This is a genomic window from Streptomyces sp. NPDC026092 (assembly GCF_040638605.1).
GTDB lineage: Bacteria > Actinomycetota > Actinomycetes > Streptomycetales > Streptomycetaceae > Streptomyces.
Genome location: NZ_JBEZYN010000041.1, coordinates 1 through 16,019, shown reverse-complemented (window position 1 = coordinate 16,019; position 16,019 = coordinate 1). Strand labels below are relative to the sequence as shown.

The 16,019-nt window shown below is 68.6% G+C and carries 18 protein-coding genes and 2 pseudogenes; 13 read left to right on the top strand and 7 right to left on the bottom strand.

Features of this window, described 5'->3' with window-relative positions; genetic code table 11:
* From AB0F56_RS35800 to AB0F56_RS35770, 7 genes and pseudogenes are all read left to right on the top strand, one after another.
* Positions 1–624 (top strand): annotated as a pseudogene (locus AB0F56_RS35800) (XRE family transcriptional regulator); the annotation flags it as partial.
* 91 nt (positions 625–715) lie between these two features.
* Entirely contained in the window at positions 716–1,072 is a 357-nt protein-coding gene (locus tag AB0F56_RS35795; protein WP_362017506.1) for a hypothetical protein, read from the top strand.
* Between the two features lie 1,048 nt (positions 1,073–2,120).
* Positions 2,121–2,591, top strand: coding sequence for a lamin tail domain-containing protein (locus AB0F56_RS35790; protein ID WP_362017504.1), 471 nt, complete (start codon positions 2,121–2,123; stop codon positions 2,589–2,591).
* Positions 2,592–2,705: 114 nt separating this feature from the next.
* Positions 2,706–2,861: pseudogene (locus AB0F56_RS35785) on the top strand (IS110 family transposase); the annotation flags it as partial.
* The gene (locus AB0F56_RS35780) at positions 2,838–3,014 is read left to right on the top strand and encodes a hypothetical protein (RefSeq protein ID WP_362017512.1); all 177 of its coding nucleotides are present in this window, start codon (positions 2,838–2,840) and stop codon (positions 3,012–3,014) included. The pseudogene AB0F56_RS35785 and the gene AB0F56_RS35780, both read left to right, overlap by 24 nt.
* Positions 3,015–3,268: 254 nt before the next feature.
* On the top strand, positions 3,269–4,912 hold the full coding sequence (locus AB0F56_RS35775) for an acyltransferase (RefSeq protein ID WP_362017502.1): 1,644 nt from the start codon (positions 3,269–3,271) through the stop codon (positions 4,910–4,912).
* Positions 4,912–5,511: a hypothetical protein gene (locus AB0F56_RS35770; RefSeq protein WP_362017500.1), complete on the top strand. Its 600-nt coding sequence runs from the start codon at positions 4,912–4,914 to the stop codon at positions 5,509–5,511. The genes AB0F56_RS35775 and AB0F56_RS35770 overlap by 1 nt, the downstream gene beginning before the upstream one ends.
* A 282-nt stretch (positions 5,512–5,793) precedes the next feature.
* On the opposite strand, the gene AB0F56_RS35765 is transcribed toward AB0F56_RS35770, so the two are convergent.
* Complete coding sequence (locus AB0F56_RS35765) at positions 5,794–5,931, bottom strand: hypothetical protein (protein WP_362017498.1); 138 nt, start codon at positions 5,929–5,931, stop codon at positions 5,794–5,796.
* Positions 5,932–6,535: 604 nt separating this feature from the next.
* On the opposite strand from AB0F56_RS35765, the gene AB0F56_RS35760 reads away from it, so the two are divergent.
* Complete coding sequence (locus AB0F56_RS35760) at positions 6,536–6,736, top strand: hypothetical protein (protein WP_362017496.1); 201 nt, start codon at positions 6,536–6,538, stop codon at positions 6,734–6,736.
* A gap of 269 nt (positions 6,737–7,005) precedes the next feature.
* Here the strand turns inward: AB0F56_RS35760 and AB0F56_RS35755 are convergent, their stop codons facing one another.
* From AB0F56_RS35755 to AB0F56_RS35745, 3 genes are all read right to left on the bottom strand, one after another.
* A complete protein-coding gene (locus AB0F56_RS35755) occupies positions 7,006–7,170 on the bottom strand; it encodes a hypothetical protein (protein ID WP_362017494.1) in 165 nt (54 codons plus the stop codon).
* A 322-nt stretch (positions 7,171–7,492) separates the two neighbouring features.
* Positions 7,493–8,077 (bottom strand): GNAT family N-acetyltransferase, encoded by a 585-nt coding sequence (locus AB0F56_RS35750; RefSeq protein WP_362017492.1) that lies wholly within the window; start codon positions 8,075–8,077, stop codon positions 7,493–7,495.
* Between the two features lie 77 nt (positions 8,078–8,154).
* Positions 8,155–9,096, bottom strand: coding sequence for a MerR family transcriptional regulator (locus AB0F56_RS35745; RefSeq protein ID WP_362017490.1), 942 nt, complete (start codon positions 9,094–9,096; stop codon positions 8,155–8,157).
* Between the two features lie 140 nt (positions 9,097–9,236).
* Between AB0F56_RS35745 and AB0F56_RS35740 the strand changes: the two genes are divergently transcribed.
* Positions 9,237–9,506 carry a hypothetical protein gene (locus AB0F56_RS35740; RefSeq protein ID WP_362017510.1) on the top strand — a complete coding sequence of 90 codons (270 nt, stop codon included), beginning with the start codon at positions 9,237–9,239 and terminating at the stop codon, positions 9,504–9,506.
* Between the two features lie 220 nt (positions 9,507–9,726).
* On the opposite strand, the gene AB0F56_RS35735 is transcribed toward AB0F56_RS35740, so the two are convergent.
* The 3 genes from AB0F56_RS35735 to AB0F56_RS35725 form a co-directional block, all read right to left on the bottom strand.
* Positions 9,727–10,383: a DUF4328 domain-containing protein gene (locus AB0F56_RS35735; protein WP_362017488.1), complete on the bottom strand. Its 657-nt coding sequence runs from the start codon at positions 10,381–10,383 to the stop codon at positions 9,727–9,729.
* 102 nt (positions 10,384–10,485) lie between these two features.
* On the bottom strand, positions 10,486–10,908 hold the full coding sequence (locus AB0F56_RS35730; RefSeq protein WP_362017508.1) for a Ku protein: 423 nt from the start codon (positions 10,906–10,908) through the stop codon (positions 10,486–10,488).
* Between the two features lie 64 nt (positions 10,909–10,972).
* Positions 10,973–11,875: a hypothetical protein gene (locus tag AB0F56_RS35725; RefSeq protein WP_362017486.1), complete on the bottom strand. Its 903-nt coding sequence runs from the start codon at positions 11,873–11,875 to the stop codon at positions 10,973–10,975.
* A 410-nt stretch (positions 11,876–12,285) separates the two neighbouring features.
* On the opposite strand from AB0F56_RS35725, the gene AB0F56_RS35720 reads away from it, so the two are divergent.
* The 4 genes from AB0F56_RS35720 to AB0F56_RS35705 all read left to right on the top strand — a co-directional run bounded on the left by AB0F56_RS35720 (position 12,286) and on the right by AB0F56_RS35705 (position 15,161).
* Entirely contained in the window at positions 12,286–12,828 is a 543-nt protein-coding gene (locus AB0F56_RS35720) for an HIT domain-containing protein (RefSeq protein WP_362017484.1), read from the top strand.
* Positions 12,829–13,331: 503 nt separating this feature from the next.
* Entirely contained in the window at positions 13,332–13,646 is a 315-nt protein-coding gene (locus AB0F56_RS35715) for a helix-turn-helix transcriptional regulator (RefSeq protein WP_362017482.1), read from the top strand.
* Between the two features lie 384 nt (positions 13,647–14,030).
* Entirely contained in the window at positions 14,031–14,612 is a 582-nt protein-coding gene (locus AB0F56_RS35710) for a hypothetical protein (RefSeq protein WP_362017480.1), read from the top strand.
* Positions 14,613–14,648: 36 nt separating this feature from the next.
* The gene (locus AB0F56_RS35705; RefSeq protein WP_362017478.1) at positions 14,649–15,161 is read left to right on the top strand and encodes a hypothetical protein; all 513 of its coding nucleotides are present in this window, start codon (positions 14,649–14,651) and stop codon (positions 15,159–15,161) included.
* The last annotated feature ends 858 nt before the right edge of the window (positions 15,162–16,019 follow it).

Below are 16,019 nucleotides of genomic sequence, written 5' to 3'. Positions count from 1 at the left end.
ACCCGCACGCGATCGGCGTCTCGGCGTGGCTGATGGCCAGGCGCACCGGGACGCGGGGCAGTACGACGCCGCCGACGCGGTCACCATGCAGGCTCTGGAGCACCTCGCGCCGCTGCTGCCCGACGCGAACGAAGACGTCCTCGCGATCGCGGGCGCGCTGCGGTTCGAGGCCGGCTACACCGCCGCCGCCGGGGCAGCAAGGGCACCGCATGGGGCCACTGGGGCCATGCGAGGGAGATGGCCCAAGCCCTGCCCAGCGGCTACTGCCACCCTGTGACGTCGTTCTCCCAGGCCATCATCGGCGCCCACGCGCTCACTGTCGCCGTTGAGCTGCACGCCGGCCCGGAGTCCGTACGCCAAGCCGCCCGCGCCGACGCCACCACCATCCCCTCCCGCCCCCGCCGCGCCCGGCACCGGATCGAGGAGGCCCGCGGCTACCAGCTCGACGGCCGGCCCGATGCCGCCATCGCCACCCTGGAGAAGGCCTACGAGGCCGCCCCGGAGACGATCCGCTACAACGGCTACGCCCAGGTCCTCATTCTCGAAGAATGCTCCGCGCGCACCGCGAACCGCCGGCGCCGCGCCTCCGACCTCGCGGTCAAGGTCGGCCTCCTGGCCGCGTAAGACGAGGGGTAGTTTCCTACCCCCTGCCCGCTCCCGGCGCTCCTACCGTCGACGTCACCAGCCCATGTGACCTCAACGGGAGGAGCGCCTCATGACGTTCAGGCCCCAGGCGCGCGGGACGCTCCCCAGCACCGGCCAGCGCCCCTGCACGTACTGCCCGAACCCGGGTGCGGACTGCTTTGTCCGCGTCCAGGACGACGGCCGGCACGTCTACGCCCACCGCGATGCCATCCGGCTCCACACCGAGCGGTTCTCCCAGGCCGTCGGCGAACTCGGCTCGGACTCTCCCGCCGTCCGGCTCGGGGGCGTCCACGCCCTGGCCGGCCACGCCGACGACGCCCCCGACGACGCCCCCGACAACAGCCTGCGTCAGACGTGCATCGATGTCCTGTGCGCCTACCTCCAGCTCCCCTTCACCCCCGACCCGGGCAGCGATCCCGCCCACTAGGCCGAACACCATCAGTACCTGGCCTTCCGCAAGGTCCGCCACACCATCCTGCGCCTCATCGGCGAGCACTACCGACGCCCCCAGGGAACCCCCCCGCTCCTGGCAGGGCTGCGACCTGGACCTCACCGGCGTCACCATCGGCTGCGACATGGACTTCAGCAACGCGGAGTTCTCCACCGGCACCGTCAACTTCGGCGGCGCGGAGTTGTGCGGCGGCACTGTGGACTTCGGCTGCGCGGAGTTGTCCGACGGCACCGTACGCGTCCTGAGCGACGCAGGGTTCTCCGGAGGCACCGTGCGCTTTGACCATGCGGAGGGCCAGCTCCCGAGAGACTCCTCCTTGCAGTCGGCACCCCAGCCCCCACGTCGGTCACCCTGCCCCCACCCTGGCTGAGTTCGTAGCATCTGCGCAGCATGCGCTGTGCGAGCGGTCGACGGCTGCGGGTACAGAGCCCCTCCCTCTGGCATCGACCGCCGTACTGGGGTGGCAAAGCCCGCGCCTCAAGGCGCGGGCTTCTTGCTGCTCCGGCTCCGGAGCCATATCTGAGTCACGACCGCCGTCGGCTACTTCTGGGAGCTCTGGGTCCTCCGACGTCCCATCGCTCCAGGCCGACCTCATCGCCGACCGCCGCGAGGGGGCGCTGCGGTCGCCCCGCATCCCCGGGCATCGTCTTCATGTGTGAGTGCGCGACGGGTGTGCGAAGAAACGTGCGGAACAGCCGTTACGTGGCTCTGTCACTCGACCGGCACAGTGCGCCGGGTGGCGCGACCGTTCGTGCGCCGGAGCTCGCAAAGGCTTGCTGTTGATCGCCGAGCGGGTGGATGTAACGGGCAGTGGATGTCAGGGCCGCGCCCGCGGCGGGTGTGTGATCGGTACAGGGGACGGTTACGGAAATGTCCGTACTCGGTAACGGGCCCCGGTTGGTGTTCCGGCGCGGCCGGCGGGGCCGCAGAGTTTGGGTCCTCGGCCCGAACCGGACCGGGATCAACACCGCTCCCACCAGCATGTATGGGCTTGTGGGGCTCTGTTCTTGAGGGGACATCACACATGTCTGCTTCTTCGACCGCCCGCCGTATCGCCGCCACCGCGCTTGCGGCCGGCGCGATCGTCTCCGCCGTCGCTCTGCCGGCCGCCGCCCACGACCACGACGACCGGCGCGCCCCGAAGGTGGAGATCAGCCGGGTCCAGGCCGACAGCCCCGGACGCGACAACCGTTCCAACCGGTCGCTGAACGCCGAGTGGGTCGAGATCACCAACAACACCCGCCACGCGATCAACCTCAAGGGCTGGACCCTGAAGGACGACGACGGCAACCGCTACCGCTTCGGCGACTTCCGCCTGAACGGCCGCGCCACCGTCCGTGTCCACACGGGCGAGGGCCGCGACACCCGTACCGACCTCTACCAGGACCGCGGCGACTACGTCTGGGGCAACGACCACGACAAGGCGATCCTCCGCGACGACCGCGGCCGCACCGTCGACACCGAGTCCTGGGGCCGTCACCACCACCGCCGCTAGCCAGGCCGCCGGCGGCCTGTACGTCGGCTCGTCCACGGCGGGCGGCAGGGCCCGCCGACCCACGTGAACCGCGTGCGCCGGGCAGGTACCCCCTGCTCGGCGCACGTATGCGTCCGGGCTTTGTTCCTGGCAGCCATGAGCAGCATCACCTGCCGTTCGGATTCACGCCGGTACTACGACCGCGAACGAGCCGAGGGCAAGAGGCACTCCCAAGCAGTCCTGGCGCTGGCCAGGCGACGAGTCAGCGTGCTGTGGGCACTTCTGCGGGACCAGATCGCCCGCGCCGACGAACGCTGTGCCCGCGGCAACTTCCGCGCCTTCGCCCAGATCACCACCCACGTCATCGATGCCGTCCTGACGAACCCCCTCGCGCACTCCGGCAGCGCCCTGATCGAGGCGGCATGCCGCCGACTGGGCATCTGAGAAGCCCCTACGCGGTACCCGGAGCCGACCGTGCCACGGCCCCGTCCCGGGACGGCACATCAGGCCGGAGTGTCTCGCTGCGAGGGTGCTCATGACGTGCGCCGTCACCGCCACGGGCCGCTGCACCCCACAGCGCGCCCTGCCCCGAAGACGACACTCTTGTCCTGGCCGGCTCGCAGCGTCCACACGACACCGGGAGGCAATATCCGTATCCTCTATGCGTAATACGCATTCAGGATACTAGGGTGGCCGACATGATGAGTGCCGAGGAGATCCTGCGGCTGACGGTGGCCGCGTTGATGACGCGGACCGGTGAGCGTCAGGGCGACCTGGCCGCGGGGCTGGGGCAGTCCCAGGCGCAGGTGTCCCGCAAGCAGTCCGGCCGCGCCCACTGGTCCCTGGAAGACGTCGACCTCCTGGCCGCCCACTACCGGCTCCACGCCCTGGATCTCCTGGCCGGGCCGACGCATGCCGTGGGTGTCCTCCACGGCGCGGTCCCGAGCCTTGTCCCGGGCACCCTGCCCCCGCTCGCCGTCCCGCCCGCGCAGGCCTCTCTGCCGGGCCGTCAGTCTGCCGCTCCCGCCCCGGCCTTGAGCCTGGAACGCGAACCGGTGGGGCGGTGTGTGCTGTGCGGTGAGCCGGCGTACGACGATGTCGACGGCTACCCCCAGCACCTCGACCCCGCCGACTGCCCGGCGCTCGCGGCCGACGTCCACCGGGCGGCGGCCGCCGTGCCGCCCGCCGCCGACGACGCCCCGGCTGCGGCGGACACCGCCCCCGTGCCCGCGGCGCCGACCCCGCCGGCCCCGGCGCCCGCCCCGTCGGCTCCGGCCGAGACACCCCCGCCCGCTCCGCCCACTCCCGTCGCCGCCCCGCCCACCGCTCCACCGCCCCCGCCTGCGCCGTCCTCCGTTCCGGTCAACTCGCGGCAGTCCGCCCCCGGTTACGCCTCCCTCACGCTGGTGGAGCAGATCACCGACCGCGTGCACGAGGTCCTCGCCGAGAGCTCCGGTGACGTCGACGCCGCGCAGGCCGCGTTGATCAAGGCCGCGATTCCGGACGTGATGACGCTGCTGAAATCGTCCCGAGTGGGCGGACGGTACGAGCATTCGGAATTCCCGCCCACCGCGGAAATCCTCCGCAAAAAATCGCAGAAGGGCGCGGATGAAATCTGGGAGGGCCGCCCCAAGTGGCGCAATCCTGAGCTTTTCACGGCGGCGAAGAAGGGCGAGCGGATCGAGGTGACCGCGCTCGACATGAACGCCGCCTACCTGTCGGCGCTGAAGTGCTGGCTGCCGATCGGCCAGCTCCGCGAGGACACCAGCGGCGTCCATGACCCGAAGAAGGCCGGCGTCCACCTCATCACCCCCGCCCCGTGGGAACACACCGACCTGCCCAACCCCCTGGGCCACCGGCTCGAGCCCGGCGAACTATGGGTCACCGAGTCCACGCTCCGCCTCCTGCTCGACAGCGCCCGCCAGGGCCTGGCCGACACCCCCACGATCCACCGCTCCCTGACCTCCGGCGCTTCGGAAGCTCTCCTGGAAAAACTCCGCCGCGCCCTCGCCGAATCCCGCAAGAATGCTCTGGCCGAGGGTGACGAACTGACGGTGGCTTACGTGAAGGCCATGTATTCTAAGTTCGTGTCGACTATCGGCGAGTCCAGCGCGAACCGGGAAATCCGCCGCCCGGACTGGATGCACATCATCCGCGCCAAAGCTTTCGCGAACCTGTGGATGAAAGCCCACAAAGCACACCGCTCGGGCCTCCAGGTCGTCGAGATCTCCGGCACCGACGAACTCCATGTCACGGGGGACTGGCGAACTGTTTTCCCGGAGGGCCGGGACCTGAACCAGGTCAAGGAAAAGGACACCTACATCCTCGGGGGTAAGCGCTGATGCCGGGCTCTTCGGAACTGTGGGGCCGCTGGGGCGACTTCGGCAAATACAACGCGAGGGGCATCAAAGGCGGGGAAGCCCTCATCCAGGAGCTGAACCGCATCGTCCACTCCTCCGGAATCACCTCGCCCGTCACCACCCACCGCGGACTCGCCGCCCGCCTGCGCTACCTCGACAGCACGGCCGGCCGCGAAGCCCTGAAGAACCAGGGCGTCACCCCCCGGACGATCAAGTCGTGGATGCGCGGCAAGACCAAACCCTCCAAGGCGAACCTGGAGCGCATCGACAGCGCCTACTGGGAACGCCGCCGAGCCAACCTGATCCGCTCGGGCTGGCTCAAGCGCCACCTGGACAACGACGGCCGGGGCCGTCGAATGGAGATCTACCCGGTCGACCAGACCCAAGTGCCCGAACAGCGCCGGCGCCCCGGCGTTTCCCAGCGCACGATCACCGTCCGCTACATCTGGAACGACCTGGTCGACGCCTACGCCGACCAGGACGACGACCTCATGGACGAGATCTGGGACGACGTCATCACCGACCTCGACTCCGACTACGCCGCCTACGCCTACGTCGCCTCCATCGGCATCGGAGCCTGACACTCGCCCGCGCCGCCCAGAGCCGGGGCCGCCGACACCGCTGCGCCCCGGCCGACCCTGAGCGCGTTGGCTGTCACCGAGGCGGTGGTGCTGTCACCCGGGCCCACATCAAGGGCCCGTTCATGGTCAGGGAGAAGGCGTACGCCCTCGACAAAGGCGCCTCGAACCGAGCTCGCGTCCCGGCCAGCGGCTCGCTCCCGGAAGAAGTTCGTCGCGCCTGCGACACCTCCGGAGCACTGGCGATGGCGCGCGTGCCGGCGGGGTGACGCAGTACGGCGATGTTCAGGTGAGGATCTGAGCCAGTGCTCCGGCGACGACGGCGGCAAGGGCGAGGGCGGCGGCGAAAGTGGTCGCGGCGCGCATGAGCGCGGCCGGGCAGGTGGCCCCGTCGAGGCGGGCAGGCCGCGGAAGCCGCGACACGCGAGCACTTACCGACCTGGTGCTTGCTCGGGAAGAGGCCGGGAACCACGAAACGGCAGAGGCCCACGCCTGGCAGGCCGCGGACGTCGGCTACCTGCCTTCGATGCCCCATCAGGAGGCATGGTGGCCGTACGGACTGGACCCGGACGGTTCACCAACGCTCCCATGGCCCCGACCACGAAGACGATCACGGTGACGGCCAAGACCGCTGACGGCCCGTCGGACAGTTGATGCCGCCCCGGGGCGCGTAGAGCCGCCTACGGCCGCCTGGAGGCCGAACGCCGCGGCCGCCACGGAAGGGCCCGCTCCCGTATCGCGCTACCGCAGGCGCTCTATCGGCATGCTGGGCAGCGGATGTGTACTGGAGGCCTGCTGCATCGAGGGGGAGGCATGCCGCACACGCCGGATCCGGGAACACCAGCGTCAGCGCATGAGGAGGAGCCCTGGCTCAGCAGTGACGAGGTCGCGAAGCTGTGGCCGGTGCGTAAGAACTGGCTGCCGGGTGTCGCCTATCGTGCGGAAGTCCGCGTCCGCAGGGTAGGCGGGGAAAGCCGTGGCACGTGGGGGGGCGGAGCCGACCTTCCATTACTTCCACCCAGGGGACGTGCACAGGGCCGCGCCGGCCATCGCCGAGGGAAGTGTCGACATCCCGTCAGACTGGCGCACCGACACTCCCGACGGTCGACGGGCGGAGTTCTGGGGCGTCTTGATTGCTCGTGTCGCCGGCACGCTCGCCATCGCGGCCCTCCTGGTCGGGCTCTTCCTCGGCCTGGGCACAGTGATCTTCCTACTGACAGTGGAATGATCACTAGCGCCCAATGACCTGGTAATTCACACTGACATGCGGTGACGGGCTGGTGCTGACACGAGTGGCGAAGAGCCAAGTCATTCTCACCCCGACTATCAGTCAGGCTCTCCACCTGGTCCGGCCGCGCAGCGAGGGCACAGATGCGCTCGATCGTCAGATCCGCCGCCGACGCAGCGAACACTGAGTTGTTCATCCGCTCAAACTCCACCAGGCGGTCCGCTCCCCAAAAGAGAATCTCCGCTGGACTCGGAAGCCACGTGCCTCAGTCAAAGGCGCCCGCCCTCTTCCGCGCCGGGGAGCTGCCCGAACCGGAGCCCGACAACGCCACCGTGCTCGTCACGGAAAGGTGTATCCCCGGCCCCCGCGCCCTGGGAGAGGTCAGTCCGCAGCCAGTCGAAGCCGCGGTCGAAGCCCCGGAGCACGAGGTCCATGCGCACACCTGCATCAGATGTCCCATGCTCTCGGCCAACCCGACGACGCTGCCCCGGCAGGACGAGCTGGTGCCCGCCGCGAGCACGCTCTCGCCCAGGGTGGGAAGGGCGAGGTCGAAGGCATCGAGCCGACCCTGACGTTCCTGCGCTCCAAGCGGCCCCAGGCCCACCGTTCGCAGCAACTGCCCCCTGTCGACCTGGGCATTCCCGCCATCCCTCACAGCCACCTCACACCAGAGTGATCAGCAGCGGCGGACACCACGGCCGCGGCGGACCCGTCGGTGTGCCGGGCAGGCTTCGGCTCCTGGTGTCGGAGTCGACGTCAACTGTCTGTGGCCAGGAAACCGCGCGCCCATGTGTGGCGGTGGCCTTCGAGAGGGAACGCAGGCGGTGCTGCGGGCAGGAGCGTGGTCAGTTCGTACCGGCACTTCTGTGCGACGCGGCAGGACGCGCCGTTGTCCACCTGGTGCAGGAGTTCAACTCGCTCCAGCCCCTCTCCCGCGAAGGCGGTAATGGCCCACTCCGTCAACGCCTGCAGCGCCCTGGGCGCCACTCCCCGGCCCCGGGCGTGTGCCGCCGTCCAGTAACCGACCTCGGCCGACGGAGCACCAGGAGCACCACGCTTGAGCACCACATGGCCCACCAACTCGCCAGACCGACCCGGAGTTCCGCTCTCCACAACGGCGAATGAGAAGCGGTTGCCGGCCCGCCACCCCTTCTGCCGACCCCGCACCCACCGCATGGCGCCCGCCTCGTCGTCGAGGGCCGCACTCGTCCAGCGACGCAGGGCGCTGTCCTGGTACAGCTCGACCAAGCCGGCAGCATCCGCAAGGCTCCACCGGCGCAGCAGGAGAGCGGGCGCCAAGGGCGTGGCGGCTGCCTCCAGCGGGGCGGAGATCTCGTCCATCGGCGGAACGTACGTGGAAGCTGCGGCGATGTCCGGGGCCGGTCCGCGCCGGACCCCCGTCCGGTGAAGGTGTCGTGTCATCGTGCTGCCCGTGACCGCAACGCCGTGACGGACCAGTCGAGTGCCGGTGTCAGAGGCTCCGGGGCCGGCCAGTCGTTGATGACGGCGAGCAGGTGGAAGTACCGGTCTCGGCGCGGATCCTTCGCGGCCTCCAAACGCGGCAGCAACCAAAGGTGGGGTTCGGTGTCGCCGGGGCGGCCGAGGGTGCGCGCACACCCGGCGGTGAGTTCCCTGACCACAGGGTCGGCCTGCGGCGCTTCCGGGGTGATCCCCGACTCGACGGCGGCTGCGGCGAGGTCACGGACGACGGCGACGACATCCGGGCGCGGTGGGGTGGATCCGCTCTCGGAGAGGTCTGCCGCGTACCTCTCCGTCGCTCCCCGCACACGGTCGCGGAAGTCCGGGTCCAGCGCCAGCTCCGCCAGCTGCACCCATGCCTCGACCTGTGCGTCTGTGGGGTTCTCGGGCAGTTCCGGTGTCATGGAGCGCCGGGCCGCGGCGTGCCAGCCCGGACCGCCGTCCAGCCCCTCGAAGACGGTGTCGAGAAAACAGTCGATCAGTCGTCGACGTTCGGCTTGGGAGAGCCGGGCCAACTGGTGCATGCGTTCCATCTCCTCACAGGTGGGTCTGCGCCTGGCCGCGGCCACCAGCACCGCCCGCTGCAGCCGCAGGGCGGCGATCCGCACTTCCAGCGCGGCCGCGTGCTGCTCCGCGACGTCGCCGAGCGTCAGCTCTCGCTCCACGACCCGCCGAATCACGTCGAGGCCGAGTCCGAGTTCGCGCAGCGTCCGCACCAGGGCCAGTCGGGCGACGGCGTCAGGACCATAGCGGCGATAGCCGGCGCGGGTGCGGTCGGCCGGCACCACGATCCCGCGATCGGAATAGAAGCGGATGGCCTTGACCGTCAGCCCCGTGCGTCGAGCCAGTTCACCGATTGAGCAGAGCGTGCCGTCGTCCATGACCTCACCTTCACATCTCCCCTTACGGGAGACTCAAGCCCACTCCCGCGGCCCGTAGATCGCGCCCTCCTAGTCTCGGCGAACTGCCCACGCCGGACGCCACCGCGCCGGACGGCGAGCCGGAGCCGGGCCACTCCACGGTGAGCACCGGCGGGAAGGTGAAGGTCCCCGCCTACATCACCAACGAGTCACTCGACCGGCTGCGGAACACGGTCGTCGCCCTGCAGGGCGACGACCCCCCGGCGAAGCCGGCACGGTCCGCAACGCTCACCTCGTTCGTCCAGGCCGCGATCACCGCCGCGATGAAACAGGCGAAGGAGAAGCACAACGGCGGCCGCGCCTTCCCCCGTACGGCGCAAGGAGCTGAAGACCGGCCCGCCAATCGACTGAGAGAGACCTGGTCTTCTTGAAGGTGGTCTTCTTACGCGGTCGGTCGCCCGCACGCGGAGGAACCGTGTCCGGAATACCGCATCACAGTGGCGACCTGCTGACGAGCGGTCCAGACAGGCGAGCCCAGCAGCCGCCAGACTCCGCTCGTCGGCCCGGCCGATCAGTTCCAGCAGACTTGTCGAGACCTCCCGTCGCGGTCGCGGCACTGCCCCTTACCGCGCCACCTGGCGTGATTTCCCACTACGCGGCCGGAATCACACCACTGGCCTTGAGGTGCTGCATCGCGGTCAGGCGCCGGACGAAGAAGATGGCGAGGACGGCGGCGACGATGTCCAGGCCATAGCCCAGGAGGGACCACCAGGTCGCGGTGGTGTACGCCTCGACGGTCTCCGCCCGCTTGGACAACTGCGCGGCAATCCGGTCCACCACGACAGCCGCGACCCAGCAGGTCCACCAGCTGTTGAGCAGCACCATCTCCTTGGCACCGTCGGCGGCGTACGGCTGCCGGCGGCTGGCCCGCCAGATGTCGGCGGCGATCCCCCGGGGAATCCACAGGTTGCCGATCGGGATGAACCAGCCGCCGATGGCCCAGCCCTTGCCACGGCCCTGCAGATCGCCGGCCCACACCTCGGCGTTCATCCGCAGCCGGTGGAACCAGATGATGAAGACGATCCCCGTCGCCACGTACAGCGTGAACGCCATGCTGTACGCCACGTTCAGGTCGAGCTGTCCGAACCTGGCCGGATCGGAGAAGTCCATGGCGTCGGCCGACAGACTGCGGCCATCGATCACGCCGAGCAACAGGTCGAAGGCGATGTTGCCCGCGAGCAGGGCTATGACGGCGTACGACAAGCCGTTCGGATTGCGGAGCATGAGCATGGCCGAGCGAACCCCCACGGGTGATCGGCTCCCCTCCCCGAGGAGCCGGCGCGGCCGCGCGGCCGTCGCGAACGGGACCGTACGCGAACGGAACCGTCCCGTCCATGGGGAAACCCCTGGTCAGCCGCCCGTCAGCCGCGTACCTTCACCGCGAGCGGAGCGTCCGGAACTGGTCCCAACTCGCCGTCGACGTCCGGGCGTCCCACCGCTTCTGCACCGTCGCCCGTCCAGCAGCGCAATCGCCTCGGCGAGCTCCTGCTCGGTCAGGTCGACCGCGTCCGGCGCGAGCTCGTTGGGGTCGCGGACCTCGTCGTCCCAGCGCATCGCGTGGAGCAGCAGCACGTCACCGTATGGACGGACCAGGCCGAGGCGCTCGCAGCCGCGGAGCGCGAACCTGGCGACGGCCACCTTCTCGTTGCGGCCGAGCGCCTGCCGCAGCAGAGCGTACGGTTTCGCGGCGACGGGGCCGTCTGCGGTGATGCAATAGCTGGACTCGCCGATGCGTCGGAAGCCGATCGAGTCCCACGGCACGAAGAAGACGATCTCGCGGTCTCCAGCTTGCAGGGCACGGTGGTGTTGACTGAACCAGTCGGCGGAATACGACAGGTCAGGCGTCGTGCAGTACTCGGCGGGCAGCCAGGCGGAATGCGCTCTTGGCTAGATCGAAACGCCCCGCCGCTGTTACGGACTTAAGCGCGGCGCCCTGCTGCAGCGTCCCTCTGCGGGCCAGGAGGTCAACAGGGGAGCGGAGGTGCAGTTCTCGCGAGGCCTCCACGTACGCGTTCACGGCACGAGTCAGTGCTACGTCGTACGCGGCTGCCAAGTCGGCTGGTGGCATGGGGCGACCAGCGCGCTCCCATGCCGCCTGCAGCTTCCGCCCGGTGTGGTTGGCCTGAACGAGGCCGACGTTCACCTCGTAGCGCCACTGGAACCAGTCGTCGCAGTCGCCTACTACCGACGACGACACGGCGCGGTATGCCGTCTCATTGGCCGCCAGAGCGGAGATCAGCGTTCCCGCCAGGGCTCGCTGGCGGTCGTCCCATGTTGGGTCGCCTTCGTGCAGTCTGGCAAGGTCCTCGGTGACAAGGGTGGTTATGTGGTGCGCGTAAATCACCGCGCCCATCGCAGTCTTGACTTCTTTGGCTGCCTGTTCGACCTCGTCGGGACCCTCGACCATCACCTGGGCGAAGGCCGCGGTGGTCGTCCCCCCGTCGCCGCCCACCCACTCGGTTCCGTCCCGCCGAGCGCGAGCCACGTTCCCCTCGAAAGCGAGGATCGCCTCTTGGAACCGGCTGTAGACATCTCGACGGGCCTGACGGGCCTGCTGGTCCATCACGGTGCGGTGCTGACCTGCGGTAACGTGCTCGGCAGAAGCAAGAGCCGCGTCCGCCTGGGCGTGGGCCGCGCGAGCTTGCGTCCGGGCGGCGATGATCGGCCCGACCCACCCCACGATCACGCCGATCAAGGCGCCACCTGCCGCAATGAGCGCGGCCATCACTCCGGAATCCATCCACATTCCCCTACGTCATTCCCGTACCGCTGTTCCCATCAAGACACGATGAAGCCGACGCCCGGTCAACCGGCCACGGCGAGACGGGCGCAGAAGGCGCCGCCATCAGGGCCCCCCGCCGCTCGCGTGCCGCACACACCCCACAGCACGCCCGCCCCTCACTCGCCGTCCTCCTGGGGATGCCCGACAGGTAGAGGATCAATCGCTTCCGCAGTCTCAAGTACCCCTGCAAACACGCACCTTCAGTGGCCCCACCACAGGCTGGACGATGGCGACGGCGCCACTGAACGGGCAATGAGGCCGAAAGCAACCCCTCGCTGTCAGGACGGAGACGGCGCCTGGCTCTCTTCACGAGAAGGAGCAGCACTTCAACATCGGTTCGGGAGGCACCGGGCCGCAGCCGAGGCGGGATGTTCACGAGTTTTGGCTCTGGCACAACGCCTGTGAAGCCGCGGGCTGCTCCTGCTGCCCCACCAGACCCCAAAGCCGGTTGGCCAGTGACATCCGCGTTCGACAGGGTCGGTCACATGGACTGCATCTTCTGCGGGATCATCCGTGAAGGCACCGCGAGCTGGGTGGCTCGTGGGCCGGTGGCCTGTGCTTTCACTCCACTGGACCCGCTGGCGCCGGGTCACACTCTCGTGGTTCCAACGCTCCATTACCCGGACGTCTTCGAGACCCCGCCCGAGGTCCTTGCCGTGATGACGGCACTGATCCAGCGCGTGGCCGAGGCCGCGCGGACCGCCTTGAACGCCTCAGGCGTGAACATCCTCAGCGCCAGTGGCCCAGGATCAGAGCAGTCAGTGCCCCATCTACACTTCCACGTCGTTCCGCGGTGGGTGGACGACGGAATCTCGACCTGGCCGGCCGGGCGCTCCGTACATCACGTCACTGGAGATCCGGGAGCGCGGCTTGCCGACGCTCTTGCTTCCGGCCGACACCACACAAGTTGAGCCAGAACCGGAGTTTCGACAGCAGCACCTCCCTGGCACTTCCGAAACGGAGGCAGGCAAGCTCTGTCTCGCCGAGCGCGACGCGGGCCTGAGCCCCAACGGCTCCGGCGTCTACCAGTGGACCTAGAGCGGCACCACCTGGACATACATCGGCGCACCCACGCAACAGCAATCCTGATCCAGCCCCGACAGCTGCACCTTCCGCTGAGCACCACTACCTTGCAGGGGCGGGTCCGCCGGCGATTCGGTGCCACCAGTCGCTGGGACGGCGCCGGCCGCTCCTCGCCGACAATGCCCGGCCGGTATCCGTAGGCAGGCCGAGGTCGTTGCCGAGGACAGAGCGGACCGCACCGCTCGCAAACGGGTCTCGCCCGCCGTCAACCAGGCAGAACCCGGCCAGGCCCCGCCCGCGCCCACCGCGCCGGCGGGGCCATTGCCTGCACCCGACGGGGACTCCTGCGGTCAGGATCACATGGGGAGGGCCTGGCCCCCCTACGCTGGCGGTGTCGAGCTGTGCAGGGAGGGGCAGGGCCGTGTGGTCTGATGCTTCCCCGGAACCGTACGCGGACTCTGTGAGGTTCGGGCAGCAGATGCAGATCCTTCGCGAGCGGCGCGGGATGTCCCGCGAGGTCCTGGCCGGCCTGGTCGGCATGCCGGTCGACTGGGTCAAGCAGGTGGAGAACGGCCGCATCCAGGCGCCCGGCATTGACACCGTGCTCCGCGCCGCCGAGGCCCTGCGCGTCCGCGACCTCGCCGAACTCACTGGACGCGGGGAAATGCCCGCCCCGCTGCTCCAGGGGCCCAGCCGTATCACTTGATGGTGGTCCCTCAGTGCGGGTGATGGCCTGCATGGGGGTGTCAGATATCAGTGATGTAGCCCTGGCGAACTGCTTGTTGTTACCAGGGGAATCACCCTCTCCAGGTACATCAGGATGCAGCGCGGTCGGCGCGGTGAGATGCTGTGTGTACGGAAACGAAGCAGCACCCTTGCGTCGGAAATCGGTTGGTCCGATTCCTTCTGCCGCTCAGGCATTCCTGGCTTCCAACGGTGGTGTTTCTCGATGGGTCGACTTTTCCGTTGCACCCGAGTCTTCGCAGCCGCGTTGGCCATTGCAGTGGCTCCCGGACTTGCAGCCCAAGCCGATACGGCGAACCATCGCGTTCCGACGGGAACGAACGTTGATTGGGATACAAACGGCTACTTGCAGATCACTGCGGCTCCGGGCAAAAACAACGTCATCACCATCCACGGGATACTGTTCGAAGATGGTACCGGGACCATCCACGTTTATGAGGACGGAGATTCACTGACCGGCGAGCTCGCTAACAAAGACATCCAAATCCCTCAAGACGCCAATGTCTGGAGGGTAGCTGTTTGGGCCGGAGACGGCAACGACCGGGTTTACAACTTCACCGAGCTTAGACCAGTTCTTCACGGCGGCCCCGGTAACGACTACCTCTATAGCGGCGGCACTGCTGACTGGATGGCTGGCGAGGACGGCGACGATCGGCTCGACAGCAGGAGCAATAACGATCGCCTCTGGGGCGGCCCCGGCAGCGACGTAATCGAGGGCGGCTACGGCGACGATGAAATTTACGGATCCGACGGGAATCCGAATTCGCCCGACGAGAGCGATACATTCTTCGGCGGTCCGGGAGACGACCTAATGTTCGGCGGGCTAGGTGGCGACGTCCTAGACGGCGGTTCTGAATCCGATCAAGCGTACGGCCAAGCTGGAAATGACACCTGCCCCAATAGCGAAGTTAAGGACTCTTGTGACTGACGCACCGTCGGTCAACTGGTCTAGGTCGAACGGGCCTTGACCAAGGGGCTGATCCCGACCGCAGACGTCGACGGCCAGCGCTGGTCGCCCACGGTCGTGCTGGCCGCCATGGCCCGCGCCGAGGAGATCCACGACGCGATCGGCACCCTGCCCGACATCGGAGCCACCCGCGCTGCTCAACTCCTCGCCGAACGCTTCGGCGTCCCCGTCGCCGCCGAAGCGATGACGGAGCTGGACCGCATTGGCCACATCGAGCGGACCGGCTCCTACAAGGGGCACACCCTGTACGACGGCCTCACCCTGGAGCACTTCATCGACCGCGCCGCACTCGACCGCGCCCGCCACAACGGCCGCCTCCTCGAACACCACGCCGCGGACCGTCACCTCAGCATCCGTGACAGCGACTTCACCCCCTTGACCCGGGGGAACTGGCCGCGCCCCGCCACCCACGTGCACAGCAGGTGGCAGCCCCGCCGCTCCGCGCCCGCGATGCCGCTGTTTGCCTCGGCGACCTTGAAGTGCTCCTGGCCCACCCTGCGATCTCAGTGACGAGATCCGGGCCCCCAGGGGCTGGCCGTCCGCGCTTGCCCGGCTTCCTCAGGCGCCGGCTGAGCGGGGGAGGTCCGTGCGCCTCGGCCGTATCGGAACACCCCTGACCCGGTTTCAGGGGTGTTCCGCAGTGAGCACTGGTGCCTCTCCCCAAGCTGATGGGGAGAGGCACCAGTCTTTTTTGACGTCTCGTCTTTTGCGTTTTGTGCATGGGATTTTGAGGGGGTGTCTGTTGAGGTGTGGACGACGGGTTTTGTGGTTTTGTCATGTGGGTTTGTCTGAACGGTATTTGAGGATTCTGCATCCTGGTTTCCCGGGGCGGGGGACCCTCCTTCCTCTTGCTGCGCTTTTGGATTGGTGTAGACCTTCTGTTGATCGGCTTCTAGGCTGTGGTGTGGCCGTGGGTGTCCGGTGTGCCGACCGCAGGGAGGGTGGACAGGGGCCCGGTTTGCCTGCATACTGTGACGAAGAAGGAGAGCGCGGCACCGCAGGACGGAGAGCCGGCCCCGCAGGGGATGGAATCGAACCCCCGGACCAAAAGCAACCGATCAGCTCTCTGACCAGCAGAAACACCCCCGCAGGGGGTGTGGAGCCCACGACCAGGCCCCCACGGTCGACGCGAGCTCCCCGACTGGGCCGGGCCAGCCCGCAGTCACCGAAGGTGACTGCCACCGGGGTCACTCTTCCTGGCGCCGCGCAGCGGCGCGGCGCCAGTGGGAGTGACGCAGTCACTCCGCGTCGTGTCTCCGCAGGAGACCGCGCGCCACCACGCGAGCCACCCGGTCCCGGTGAGCAACGGCGACCTGATGGCGGAACTGGCCGCGCTCGACGTCCTGCCGAAGGTCGAGGACGGGGCCG

What these genes read in the sequence shown, in the direction of transcription:
- AB0F56_RS35755 (WP_362017494.1), bottom strand. Translation starts at nt 7,170, where the DNA reads ATGGACCTCGTGCTCCGGGGCTTCGACCGCGGCTTCGACTGGCTGCGG.
- AB0F56_RS35720 (WP_362017484.1), top strand. Translation starts at nt 12,286, where the DNA reads ATGTTCACGAGTTTTGGCTCTGGCACAACGCCTGTGAAGCCGCGGGCT.
- AB0F56_RS35795 (WP_362017506.1), top strand. Translation starts at nt 716, where the DNA reads ATGACGTTCAGGCCCCAGGCGCGCGGGACGCTCCCCAGCACCGGCCAG.
- AB0F56_RS35750 (WP_362017492.1), bottom strand. Translation starts at nt 8,077, where the DNA reads ATGGACGAGATCTCCGCCCCGCTGGAGGCAGCCGCCACGCCCTTGGCG.
- AB0F56_RS35790 (WP_362017504.1), top strand. Translation starts at nt 2,121, where the DNA reads ATGTCTGCTTCTTCGACCGCCCGCCGTATCGCCGCCACCGCGCTTGCG.
- AB0F56_RS35775 (WP_362017502.1), top strand. Translation starts at nt 3,269, where the DNA reads ATGATGAGTGCCGAGGAGATCCTGCGGCTGACGGTGGCCGCGTTGATG.
- AB0F56_RS35770 (WP_362017500.1), top strand. Translation starts at nt 4,912, where the DNA reads ATGCCGGGCTCTTCGGAACTGTGGGGCCGCTGGGGCGACTTCGGCAAA.
- AB0F56_RS35745 (WP_362017490.1), bottom strand. Translation starts at nt 9,096, where the DNA reads ATGGACGACGGCACGCTCTGCTCAATCGGTGAACTGGCTCGACGCACG.
- AB0F56_RS35725 (WP_362017486.1), bottom strand. Translation starts at nt 11,875, where the DNA reads ATGGATTCCGGAGTGATGGCCGCGCTCATTGCGGCAGGTGGCGCCTTG.